Source organism: Flavobacterium sp., assembly GCF_040402835.1.
GTDB lineage: Bacteria > Bacteroidota > Bacteroidia > Flavobacteriales > Flavobacteriaceae > Flavobacterium.
This window is the reverse complement of the sequence record NZ_JBBALW010000022.1, coordinates 26,196-38,930: the sequence shown is the minus strand read 5'-3', so window position 1 is coordinate 38,930 and position 12,735 is coordinate 26,196. Positions and strand designations below refer to the sequence as shown.

At 35.2% G+C, this 12,735-nt stretch carries 11 protein-coding genes; 9 read left to right on the top strand and 2 right to left on the bottom strand.

Features of this window, described 5'->3' with window-relative positions:
- A partial coding sequence (locus AC9UEH_RS08810) for a beta strand repeat-containing protein (protein WP_509530867.1) occupies nucleotides 1-2,945 on the bottom strand: 2,945 nt, incomplete at its 3' end.
- Nucleotides 2,946-3,101: 156 nt separating this feature from the next.
- On the opposite strand from AC9UEH_RS08810, the gene folE reads away from it, so the two are divergent.
- The 9 genes from folE (at nucleotide 3,102) to AC9UEH_RS08765 (ending at nucleotide 12,264) form a co-directional block, all read left to right on the top strand.
- Nucleotides 3,102-3,773 (top strand): GTP cyclohydrolase I FolE, encoded by a 672-nt coding sequence (folE, locus tag AC9UEH_RS08805; protein ID WP_509530865.1) that lies wholly within the window; start codon nucleotides 3,102-3,104, stop codon nucleotides 3,771-3,773.
- A 162-nt stretch (nucleotides 3,774-3,935) separates the two neighbouring features.
- Nucleotides 3,936-5,414 carry a cysteine--tRNA ligase gene (gene cysS / locus AC9UEH_RS08800; protein ID WP_509530863.1) on the top strand — a complete coding sequence of 493 codons (1,479 nt, stop codon included), beginning with the start codon at nucleotides 3,936-3,938 and terminating at the stop codon, nucleotides 5,412-5,414.
- Between the two features lie 20 nt (nucleotides 5,415-5,434).
- Nucleotides 5,435-5,683 (top strand): membrane protein insertion efficiency factor YidD, encoded by a 249-nt coding sequence (gene yidD / locus AC9UEH_RS08795; protein WP_509530869.1) that lies wholly within the window; start codon nucleotides 5,435-5,437, stop codon nucleotides 5,681-5,683.
- A 71-nt stretch (nucleotides 5,684-5,754) separates the two neighbouring features.
- Nucleotides 5,755-6,663 (top strand): prolipoprotein diacylglyceryl transferase, encoded by a 909-nt coding sequence (gene lgt / locus AC9UEH_RS08790; RefSeq protein WP_509530861.1) that lies wholly within the window; start codon nucleotides 5,755-5,757, stop codon nucleotides 6,661-6,663.
- A 222-nt stretch (nucleotides 6,664-6,885) separates the two neighbouring features.
- Entirely contained in the window at nucleotides 6,886-7,647 is a 762-nt protein-coding gene (locus AC9UEH_RS08785; RefSeq protein ID WP_509530859.1) for a hypothetical protein, read from the top strand.
- Between the two features lie 182 nt (nucleotides 7,648-7,829).
- On the top strand, nucleotides 7,830-8,405 hold the full coding sequence (locus AC9UEH_RS08780) for a non-canonical purine NTP diphosphatase (RefSeq protein WP_509530857.1): 576 nt from the start codon (nucleotides 7,830-7,832) through the stop codon (nucleotides 8,403-8,405).
- 184 nt (nucleotides 8,406-8,589) lie between these two features.
- Nucleotides 8,590-10,566, top strand: coding sequence for a DEAD/DEAH box helicase (locus AC9UEH_RS08775; protein ID WP_509530855.1), 1,977 nt, complete (start codon nucleotides 8,590-8,592; stop codon nucleotides 10,564-10,566).
- A gap of 87 nt (nucleotides 10,567-10,653) precedes the next feature.
- Nucleotides 10,654-11,424: a carboxypeptidase-like regulatory domain-containing protein gene (locus AC9UEH_RS08770; protein ID WP_509530853.1), complete on the top strand. Its 771-nt coding sequence runs from the start codon at nucleotides 10,654-10,656 to the stop codon at nucleotides 11,422-11,424.
- 54 nt (nucleotides 11,425-11,478) lie between these two features.
- A complete protein-coding gene (locus AC9UEH_RS08765) occupies nucleotides 11,479-12,264 on the top strand; it encodes an ABC transporter ATP-binding protein (RefSeq protein ID WP_509530851.1) in 786 nt (261 codons plus the stop codon).
- Between the two features lie 9 nt (nucleotides 12,265-12,273).
- Here the strand turns inward: AC9UEH_RS08765 and AC9UEH_RS08760 are convergent, their stop codons facing one another.
- Entirely contained in the window at nucleotides 12,274-12,726 is a 453-nt protein-coding gene (locus AC9UEH_RS08760) for a tRNA (cytidine(34)-2'-O)-methyltransferase (protein WP_509530849.1), read from the bottom strand.
- Between the last annotated feature and the right edge of the window lie 9 nt (nucleotides 12,727-12,735).

Below are 12,735 nucleotides of genomic sequence, written 5' to 3'. Positions count from 1 at the left end.
TAGCTGATTGTTGCTGTTGGGGTTGCTGTGATTACAACATTTGTAGTCGTTGGAATACTGCTACATCCGCCAGTGGCTGGAATGGTATACGTTATAGTGTAATTTCCTGCCGTGCTGGTGCTTGGAGTAATGGCTCCTGTGGTAGCATCTAATGTTAATCCAGCAGTAGAACTGTAAACTCCTCCTGTATAAGCAGCTGTTCCTGTTATTGTAACTAGTTGACCCGTGGTTAATGTCGTACAAAATGGAGTTCCTGCATAACTAATTGTTGCTGTTGGAACTTTTGTAATAACTACGTTAGTTGTAGCTTGTACTTGTGAACATCCTGCTCCTGCTACTATGGTATACGTTATAGTGTAATTTCCTGCCGTGCTGGTGCTTGGCGTGATGGCTCCTGTTGTAGCGTCTATCGTTAATCCTACTGTTGAACTGTATGTTCCTGCTGTATAGGCGGCTGTTCCTGTTAATGTAACGGCTTGACCGGTGGTTAATGTAGTGCAAAATGGCGTTCCTGCGTAGCTGATTGTTGCTGTTGGGGTTGCTGTGATTACAACATTTGTAGTCGTTGGAATACTGCTACATCCGCCTGTGGCCGGAATGGTATAGGTTATAGTGTAATTTCCTGCCGTGCTGGTGCTTGGAGTAATTGCTCCTGTGGTAGCATCTAATGTTAATCCTACTGTTGAGCCGTATGTTCCCCCTGTATAGGTGGCTGTACCTGTTACTGTAACTGCTTGACCTGTTGTTAATGTGGAACAAAATGGTGTGCCGGCGTAGCTAATCGTTGCTGTTGGAAGTGGCGTAACATTAATTGTAACATTAATTGGAACACCTGTACATCCATTAGCTGTTGGCGTGATTGTATAAACTACCGAACCTGGATTGGCAGTAGTAGCCGTTAAAGTTTGTGCAATAGAAGTTCCATTTCCAGCAGTTGCACCTGAAACATTATTTTGAACTACAGTCCATGAAAATGTAGCTCCTGTAACTAAACTCGTAAGCGGGATATTAGTAGCAGTAGCTGAACAAATTGTTGTAGAAACAGGTGTTGCAACTGCTATTGGAGTAGGATTTACAGAAATTATAGAATGAACCGGTAAACCTATACAAGTATTTAATGTTGGCGTAATTGTATAATCAACAGAACCTATAATACTTCCTGGAGATGTTAATGCTTGAGCGATTGTTGAACCACTACTTGCAGAGGCTCCCGAAACATCTGTTTGAATTGCAGTCCAAGTAAATGATGCCCCAGCTGGTGTACTGGTCAAAATAATATTTGAAGTAGACCCAGAGCAAATAGTTGCTGGAGTTGGAGTTGCTATTGCTACTGGTATCGGATTGACAGATATAATAGAATGAATTGGCAATCCAACACAACTATTTGCTGTTGGAATTATTGTATAATCTACCGTCCCAGCCACAGAACCTGTTGTGGTTAATACTTGCGCGATATTTAAACCGTTACTTGCAGAAGCTCCGGAAGCATTAGTTTGAGTTGCAGTCCAAGTAAATGTAGTTCCAGAAACATTACTTCCCAAGGAAATATCAGTTGTTACACCAGTACAAATTGAACTTGATACTGGAGTAGCAGTTGCAATAGGAATTAAATTGACTATTACTGTAGTTGTTGAATATAACGGAGCTCCTCCTGCAGCAGTAGGTGTTGCCGTACAAATATAATTATAAGGTGGTGTTCCTGTAGGAGTGGGTACATTGGAAACGTTTGGACCAATAGCGGTAAACCCGTTTGGACCAGTCCAAGAATAAGTGACCGCCCCAATACCCGGATCAGAAGCACTAAGATTGAAAGTACTACCAGTGCAAATTGGTCCCGTATTAGAGGTTGCAAAAGCACAATATTGAAAATGCAATACAAATTGAGCCACAGCATAACAATAGACACCTGAATTATCTGTTACAGTTGCATAAATTATCTGACCTTCAGTACCAGGGAAAACTGGTTGTAAAGAAGTAGCAATTCTCGGGGCAGCATTTGTTTGAGCTCTAATAGGATCAAGATTATAGTAAACCCTGTAATTGGAAGCTGGACCCGGCAATCCTTGAAGTAATACCGAATTATTAAGATTTAAGTTAAAAGTTGAATTGTCGCAAGCAAATAAGTTATTTGGGGGGTTAAACGGAACTGGTACTCCACGAGTTATTGTGGTACAAACTGCGGTTTGTGTCGTACTACATCCTGGACTTCTTGCTGTAACACAATAATTTCCTGCACCATAAGCCAGAGTATTAAGGGTGCTATTATTAGATCTTGGGGAAGCAACAAAATTAGGCCCCGAAGTTGCTGCAATATTTCCACTGTTAAATGTCCAAGAAAATGTTGTGCCCACTTGAGCTGAATTCAAATAATTTGCAGTTAAAATATTGTCTCTACAATCCGAAACACCACCACCAGCAACAGTTAATGGGCAAACAATATCACAACTCGTTGCGCCTGTTCCAGCTGTTTGAGCTAAAGAAATTGTACCCGCTAAATTTCTAAAATTGGTCATCAAAACCATATAATATTGACCTACAATAGCATTATTAATAGTAAACGTTTCGGTAGCTGATGTAGAATAACTACAACCCACTTGTGTTGTTGCATTTAAATTTGACGATCCACAAGTTGGGGTTACAAATGGTCCCCAAGCTATAAAATCTACATCTATTGGAGTTCCTGTTGTACTGGTTTGAGAAATAACAAAAGTCAAATTACCAGATTGACTTATTTGTAAATAATACCAAAACGGATTCGGTTGAGATCCTAAACAAGAATAATTACCAACTGACGGCACATTGGTACCATTGGGAAACGATAGTCCAGTTGATGATGTACCAGCACAAAAAGGTAAAGCGGTAGAGCAACCGGGGGCTATTGTTTGTGAGAAAGATTTAGTTATAAAAATAGAAAATATTAAAAATAAAAAGTACTTTTTTTTCATTGCTAGGTAAGTTTTTGGGAGCGAAATGTACATAATTTTATAAAATTATTATGTTAAAAATAAAAAATATTTCAATTTGTGTTTACATTATTACTTTTTAACATTAATTAATTAACTTTGTGCCACTAAAATAATAACAATTACACTATTTTATTAATGACAAATAACGCAGATTTTCAAGACGAAATTGGAGACAATCATATTGCTACTAATGCTCAAAACCCTGTTAGAAAAGATGCTTTTGCAATTTCTGATGATGAAAAAATTGAACGTATCAAAAAAGATGTCGAAAATATTCTATCAACACTTGGAATAGATTTAACGGATGACAGCTTGAAAGGCACACCAAATCGTGTGGCTAAAATGTTTGTAAAAGAACTCTTTGGCGGATTGAATCCCACAAAAAAACCAAAAGCTTCCACATTCGAAAACAATTACAAATATGGCGAGATGTTGGTAGAGAAAAACATCACGCTTTATTCTACTTGCGAACACCATTTGCTACCTATTATAGGTAAAGCTCACGTGGCTTATATTTCTAATGGTAGAGTAATTGGACTTTCAAAAATGAATAGAATTGTGGAATATTATGCTAAAAGACCTCAAGTTCAAGAGCGTTTGACGATGCAAATTGTACAAGAATTACAAATTGCGTTAGGCACCGAAGACGTAGCTTGTGTGATTGATGCGAAACATTTATGTGTAAATTCTAGAGGGATTAAAGACATTCAAAGTAGTACGGTAACCTCTGAATTTGGCGGGAAATTTAAAAACGAACAAACACGTAGAGAATTTTTGGATTACATCCGTTTGGACACTAAATTTTGATTTGAGCCGTAAACCCTAGCCCTGATAGTAGTGGAAATCCCACGACATTGTGAGGCACGAAACAATGACGTGGATTGAAACGGATAGCAGGAAATAGCTCCAAAAAATAGAACCGATTCATCGAATAACCAAATAACCGATTAACCAAATAAACATTTAATAATGCCATTTTATAAAACACAAACCCTAAAAATATACAACTCACTTTCGGGGGAGAAGGAAATTTTCACGCCTATTAACGATGGAAATGTGGGAATGTATGTTTGCGGACCTACTGTTTATAGCAATGTGCACCTTGGAAACGTTCGTACTTTTATGTCGTTTGATGTGATTTTTAGGTATTTGAAACACATTGGATATAAGGTTCGTTATGTGCGAAATATTACCGATGTCGGGCATATTGTGGACGATGTTGATGAAGGGGAAGACAAAATTGCGAAGAAAGCACGGTTGGAACAATTGGAACCAATGGAAGTTGTACACCGTTATACGGTTGATTTTCACGAAGTTTTGAAATTATATAATTTTTTACCACCGAGTATTGAACCAACAGCAACGGGTCATATTATTGAACAAATTGCAGTTATTAAAAAAATTATCGATAACGGAATTGGTTATATTGCCAATGGATCTGTTTATTTTGATGTGTTGAAATTCAATGAAACTAATAATTACGGCAAATTAAGCGGCAGAAACATTGAAGATATGCTTGCCAATACTCGCGAACTTGACGGACAATCGGACAAGAGAAATCCGCAAGATTTTGCACTTTGGAAAAAAGCAGAACCGCAACACATTATGCGTTGGCCTTCGCCTTGGAGCGATGGATTTCCTGGTTGGCATTTAGAATGTACTGCAATGAGTACCAAATATTTAGGAAATCATTTTGATATTCACGGAGGTGGAATGGATTTGAAATTTCCACACCACGAATGTGAAATTGCACAAAATGAAGTTTGCACGGGACAAACGCCTGTTAATTATTGGATGCACGCCAATATGCTTACTTTAAATGGTAAAAAAATGGCAAAATCAACTGGAAATAATATCCTTCCAATGGAAATTATTACGGGTGACAATGCTATTTTAAGCAAGGCTTTTTCGCCAAGTGTAACTCGTTTTTTCATGTTGCAAGCGCATTACAGAAGCAATCTTGACTTTACTAATGATGCGATTCTTGCTGCCGAAAAAGGATTTTACCGATTGATGGAAGCCGTTGCTAGTTTGAAAGATATTACAGCAAGTACAACTTCTTCAATTTCGATATTGAACTGGCAAGAAGCGTGTTATGAAGCCATGAATGACGATTTTAACAGTCCGATTTTAATAGCACAACTCTTTGAAGGCGTTCGCTTTATCAATTTATTAAAAGACAATAAAGAAACTATCTCTGAGGCTGATTTAACCTTATTTTCATCGTTAATTAAAGGTTTTGTATTTGATGTTTTGGGATTGGAAGATGAAAAAGCAATTGGAAACAACAATGACAAATTAGAAGGCGTTGTGAACATGCTAATCGGAATGAGAAATTCGGCTCGTGCCAATAAAGATTACGCTATGTCAGACCAAATTCGTGACCAATTATTAGTAATTGGGATTCAGTTAAAAGACGGAAAAGACGGAACATCGTTTACAATTTAAATAAATAATTGATGAAGAATATGTCATTGTCAAAAATACTTATTTTTCCATTTGAAATGCTAATCCGGTTTTATCAAAGTGCAATTTCTCCATTTACGCCTACCGTTTGCAGGTTTGAACCCACTTGTTCTTCCTATTTTCTTGAAGCATTGAAAATTCACGGTTTGTTTTATGGCGGATTTCTCGGAATAAAAAGAATTTTCAGTTGTCATCCTTGGGGCAAATCTGGTTTTGATCCCGTTCCAAAAAAATGTTCACACAAACATTAAAGTAAATTAATTTTTAATCCTATTATTTTATCTATTTTTACCAATAAATAACAAATAAACACATTTCAATCATGGTTTGGAATCCTTCAGAAGGTATCGATTTAGGTTTTTTTATGGTTCGATATTACAGCTTAATGTTTGTAGTTGCCTTTGGTTTAGGCTGGTACATTATGAAAAAAATATTTGATCGTGAAAATGAGCCAATTGATAAATTAGATTCTCTATTCATTTGGACTGTTTTTGCCACATTATTAGGTGCAAGATTGGGTCACGTTTTTTTCTACGATTGGGAATATTTCAGAAACCATTTGGCTGAAATTTTATTGCCATTTCGTTTTTCTCCACAATTTGAATTTACTGGTTTCCAAGGATTGGCAAGTCACGGAGCGGCTATTGGAATTATTCTTGCGATGTATTTCTTCAGTAAAAATATCATGAAAAAACCGCTTTTATGGGTTTTAGATCGTGTTGTAATTCCTGTTGCAAGTGGGGCAGTATTTGTGAGAATTGGTAACTTTTTTAATTCTGAAATTGTAGGTCACGAAACCACTTCTCCATTTGGAATAAAATTTGTAAAAGATTATTTCAGTTCTAGAGAAGCCGTGAATGCTACAAAAATAGCAAATCCAAAAGAAGCGTATAATGCCATTGCTACCAATCCTCAGTTTGCAAATTTATTAGCGCAAGTACCTGCAAAACATCCAACACAATTATACGAATCTATAAGTTATATTTTCGTATTTGCTGTTTTATATTTTTTGTATTGGAAAACAAATGCAAGAGAAAAACAAGGCTATTTACTGGGAATGTTTCTCGTAATGTTATGGTCCGTTCGATTCGTAGTAGAATTTATGAAAGAAAGTCAGGGTGGTTTTGAAAACGATTTGGGTGTGTTTTCAACAGGACAATGGCTAAGTATTCCATTTATTATTATTGGATTTTTATTGATATTCAAATCAAAGAAAAGTATTCAAATCTAATTTAAATCATATTTAAATAATCATTAAACCATTTCAATTCTGAAGTGGTTTTTTATAAAAAAGGAGTCCTTACTCCGACCTTCAAATGTAGATTTTGATTAACAAGTAGCAACTTTTTGCTTTATTATCAAAAAATTAATAAAAGTCTAATACTATTAAAATTAGCTTTGGTTTAAATTTGTACGATATTAAAATAGAGTTTTCAAAAACATCCTAATCACTATGAAAAAAAACATATTATTGCTTTTTCTGCTTTTTGCAATTCACAATCTAAAAGCACAAGAAACCTACGAAGTTCAAGTATATAGTTCTCCAACTACGCTAAAAAATACTACTATCTTTGAATTGCATAGTAATATTTCCCCAACTGGACCTAAAAACGAAACTAATTTTAACCATCCAATCCATGAAACTATGGAAATTACAACTGGAATTACAGATAATTTTGAGTTAGGATTCTATTTGTTCGACAGAATAAATGAAGGAACAATTAACTATATGGGAAGTCACATCAGACCTAGAATAACTGTTCCAACTTCTTGGAATTGGTATTTTGGAACCAGTTTGTCTTTAGAGGGTGGATTTATAAAAAACCCAATAACTAATGTTTATGATGCCGATTATGAAATCAGACCCATCTTTGATAAAACAATTGGCAAAAATTATTTTTCATTAAACCCCACATTAGACGGCTCTTTCAATACCAATGAAGTTTCATTTTCACCAAATATAAAATATGCCTACGGCGTAAACGCAAAATATTCATTAGGATTAGAGTATTATGGATCAACTGGAAATCCATTCAAATGGGATAAATATGACGTTCAAACACATCAATTCTATCTTGTAACCGATTTATATTTAGACAAAAAACACGAGTTTGAATTTGGAATCGGACATGGAACTACCATAAGTTCTGATGTTTGGAATGTAAAACTGATTTTGGGACAACGCGTAAGTTGGAAAAAAAACAAAAAAACCTAATAATACAAAACCATCCTTAACAAACTATGTTAAGGATTTTTGCATTTACAAAATAACCAAATCCCCGTTTAACCAACCAAACCAGTCATTTAACTTTTTCTTTGTTACTTTTGTGGTAAAAAAATTCTCGTTTCCAGAATTTCCCAAATAACCACATTACCAAATTAACAAATACACCCTAAATGAAAATAGTTTTCGCTTCTAATAATAAAAATAAAATACTTGAAATCCAGAGTATGCTTCCAGAATCTATTCAAATTGTGAGTTTGGAAAGTATCGGTTGCTTGGAAGAAATACCCGAAACTTCTGAGACTATTGAAGGGAATGCCATTTTGAAAGCCAACTATGTAACTGAAAACTACGGATTTGATTGTTTTGCGGACGATACGGGATTGGAAGTGGAAGCTTTAAACGGTGAACCCGGAGTTTATTCTGCTCGATATGCTGGGGAACAAAGAAATGCGGATGATAATATGAATAAATTACTTGATGAATTAGCCAATAAAACCAATAGAACGGCGCAATTCAAAACAGTAATTGCATTGAATTTAAACGGGAAACAATATCTTTTTGAAGGAATTGCATCTGGTGAAATCATAACAGAAAAAATCGGATTGGGAGGTTTTGGATATGATCCGATATTTAAACCAACAAATTATGATGAAACATTTGCTCAATTATCATTAGAGGTAAAAAATGAAATTAGCCATCGTGGAAAAGCTACAAAAGCACTTTTAGATTTCCTTCAAAATATTTAATTTTCACACATTTCTCATAAAAAGAAGATGTATTATGAACAATTTTCCCCAATCTAAATTCTAAATTCTAAAATCAAAAATCTAAATTACTGATTATCAATTATTAATAAAACATCAATTCTAAGAAAACCATTAGTTATTAACAAATATTAGCCGTACTTTTGCAAAATATTTAAGATACTATATGAATAAATTTGAACAATTAGGATTGAGTGAATCGTTACTGAAGGCGATTTTAGATCTAGGATTTGAGAATCCGACCGAAGTACAGGAGAAAGCGATTCCCCTATTATTGGAAAAAGACACAGATTTAGTTGCGTTGGCTCAGACAGGGACAGGGAAAACGGCAGCTTTTGGTTTTCCAGTTATTCAGAAAATTGATGCCAACAATAGAAATACACAAGCATTGATTTTATCTCCAACACGCGAATTGTGTTTGCAGATTACCAACGAAATTAAAAACTACTCTAAATACGAAAAAGGTATTAATGTGGTAGCAGTTTACGGTGGAGCTAGCATTACAGAACAAGCGAGAGACATTAAAAGAGGAGCACAAATTATTGTGGCTACTCCAGGAAGAATGCAAGACATGATTAACAGAGGCTTGGTAAACATTTCTCAAATTAATTACTGTATTCTTGACGAAGCAGATGAAATGTTGAACATGGGATTCTACGAAGATATCGTAAATATCCTTTCAACTACGCCAGATGACAAAAGCACGTGGTTATTTTCTGCAACTATGCCAGCCGAAGTTGCTAGAATTGGAAAACAATTTATGCACGATCCAGTAGAAATTACTGTTGGTACTAAAAACTCAGGTTCTGCAACCGTTTCACACGAATTTTACCTTGTAAATGCACGTGATCGTTACGAAGCTTTGAAGCGATTAGCAGATGCTAATCCAGACATTTTCTCAGTAGTTTTTTGTAGGACGAAACGGGATACTCAAGCTGTTGCTGAAAAATTGATTGAAGACGGTTATAGTGCTGCTGCATTGCACGGGGATTTATCTCAAGCGCAACGTGATGGGGTTATGAAATCATTTAGAGGTCGTCAAATTCAAATGCTTGTTGCTACTGATGTTGCCGCTCGTGGAATTGACGTTGATAATATTACACACGTAGTAAATTATCAACTTCCTGACGAAATCGAAACGTACAATCACCGTTCAGGACGTACAGGAAGAGCAGGGAAACTTGGGACTTCTATCGTAATTGTAACAAAAAGTGAATTGCGTAAAATTTCTTCTATTGAAAGAATCATCAAACAAAAATTTGAAGAAAAAACAATTCCTTCTGGAATCGAAATTTGCGAAATTCAATTGTTGCACTTAGCAAACAAAATTAAAGACACGGAAGTTGATCACGAAATTGACAACTATCTTCCAGCTATTAACAATGTTCTTGAAGGTTTATCGAAAGAAGAATTAATCAAGAAAATGGTTTCTGTTGAATTCAACCGTTTCATAGCATATTACAAAAAAAATAGAGATATTTCTAATCAATCTTCAGGTTCTGAAAGACGCGACCGTGATGATAGAGATGGTGTTCCAAGAGAAAATAACAACAATGGCGCGGTGCGTTATTTCGTTAATATTGGATCTAGAGACAATTTCGATTGGATGTCTTTGAAAGATTACTTGAAAGAAACATTAGACCTTGGTCGTGATGATGTTTTCAAAGTTGATGTAAAAGAAGGTTTCTCTTTCTTTAACACAGACCCTGAACATTCAGATAAAGTAATGGAAGTATTGAATAACGTTCAATTAGAAGGACGTAGAATCAATGTTGAAATTTCTAAAAATGATGGTGGCGGAAGACGTGATCACAACGGAAGAAGTTCTGGTGGCGGTTTTGGCGGCGGTCGTTCAGGTGGTGAAAGAAGTTCTGCTCCTAGAAGAGAAGGAAGTTTTGCACCAAGAAGAGAAAGTTCTGGCGGATTTAGAAGCGAAAGAAGTTCAGCTCCCCGCGAAGGCGGTTTCGGAGGAAGAAGTTCAGCTCCTAGAGAAGGTGGTTTTGGTGGAAGAAGTGCTGCTCCAAGAACGGGTGGTTTTTCATCTGACAGAGCTCCTAGAACAGAAGGTTCATCAGAAAGAGCACCAAGAAGATCAGAAGGTTTCAGTGATGCTCCAAGAGAAAGAAGGCCAAGAAAAAGCTAACATTATTTGTTAATTTTCTTATAATAATACTAAGAAACTACAAAATATCTTACCTATTTTATTACTTTTAGAGTTTTAAACCCTGACATGAGATATTTTGTAGTTTTCTTTTTATTTATATTTGCCGGAACAACAGTTTTTTCGCAAGAAACAACAGTAATTCAAAAAGTTTTTGGTACAATAGTTAATGACAACACCAAACTTCCGTTGTCAAATGTGAATATTATCAATATAAATAAAGTAAGAGGAACCGTCTCCGATTCAAAAGGTAATTTTGAAATTGAAGTTGGCGTTACCGATACTTTACACCTTTCCCTAATTGGATTTAAATCCATAAAAATCAGAGTTACAAACGACTGGGTAAAAAACAAAACTACCAAAATTCAAATGACCGAAAGTGCCATTGCATTAGAAGAAGTAATAGTTCGTCCTTATGATTTAACCGGTTATTTAGAAATTGATTCCAAATTAATTCCAACAAAAGAAAATTACAGATACAGTATTTCTGGATTAGAACAAGGCTATGAAGCGGGTGAATATTCACCAGGTGCCTTCAGTAAAGTGCTGGGTTCCATATTTAATCCTGCCGACATGCTCTATAATTTCTTTGGGAAAAAACCAAAAGAATTAAAGCGATTGAAAAGCTTGAAAAAGGATGAAACAGTTCGTAATTTATTGGCTTCAAAATTTGACAGAGAAACCATTTCTGTGCTTCTTGGAATTGATAAAAATGAAATTCCTGAAATTTTAGAACGTTGTAATTACTCGGAATCATTCATAAGAACGGCAAACGATTTGCAAATTATGGACGCCATAAGCGAATGTTATGAAGAATATAAAATCTTGAAAAAGAAATAAATATTCAATTATTTAAAGTACAATGTGTACTTTTGAAGTTGCTATTTAAAATAAATGACTACTAAAAACAACATTCTCACCACTTCTCAATTAAGCATTGGATATGCTACTAAAAAGGATGTAAACACTATTGCATCTGAAATTAATCTGTCCTTAGAAAAAGGCAAATTAATAGCTTTAATTGGTGCCAATGGAATAGGGAAATCTACACTTTTACGAACGCTCACAGGAATTCAAAACCCAATTTCAGGCGAAGTTTTTTTGAATGGCAAAAGCATTTCTGAATTTGATTCGCTTTCATTTGCACAAAATCTAAGCATTGTTTTAACCGAAAAATTACCTCCGAGCAATTTAACAGTTTTTGAAATTATTGCTTTAGGAAGACAGCCTTACACGAATTGGCTTGGAACCTTAACCGATATTGATATTGAGAAAATCAATGAAGCGATGGAACTCACACAAATCACTTCCTTGGCAGATAAAAAGCATTACGAAATTAGCGATGGTCAACTCCAAAACGTATTGGTAGCAAGGGCTTTGGCACAAGATACGCCTTTGATAATTCTGGATGAACCTACAACACATTTGGATTTATTGCACAAAGTAGCGCTTTTTAAACTCTTGAAAAAATTAGCGCACGAAACTCAAAAATGCATCCTTTTTTCGACGCACGATATTGATATGGCAATACAAATTAGCGATGAAATGATTATTATGACTCCAGAAACCGTGGTTCAAGACCAACCTTGTAATTTTATTATGAAAGGTAATTTTGATACTTTATTCAAAGACGAACATATTGCTTTTGATAGCGAAAAAGGGAAGTTTATTATTCGATAACAGAACTATCTATCTAATTTCTATTTGTCTTTTTGCTTCGCCAATGGCAAAAGCTACCGAATTGGCAAGATTATAACTTCGCACCAAAGGGGAAATTGGAATCGATAAATGATTCTGAAATTGATTCAAAACCAATTCACTCAAACCCACACTTTCTTTTCCGAAAACCAACCAATCGCCATCTTGAAAATTTTCTGCTAAATACGATTTTTCAGCGTGCGAACTGAATAAAAATACACGAGAAATATCAGGAATTTGTGCAATCCATTCTTCCGTGTTTTGATATTCTTTCCAGTCCAAATGAACCCAATAATCCAAACCAGAACGTTTCAAATTTTTATCTGTAATTTGAAACCCAAACGGATGAATGAGATGCAATCTGTTTCCAGTTCCAACACACAATCTACCAATATTTCCTGTATTATTTGGAATTTCTGGCTCTATTAAAACGATGTTCAACATAATGATTTA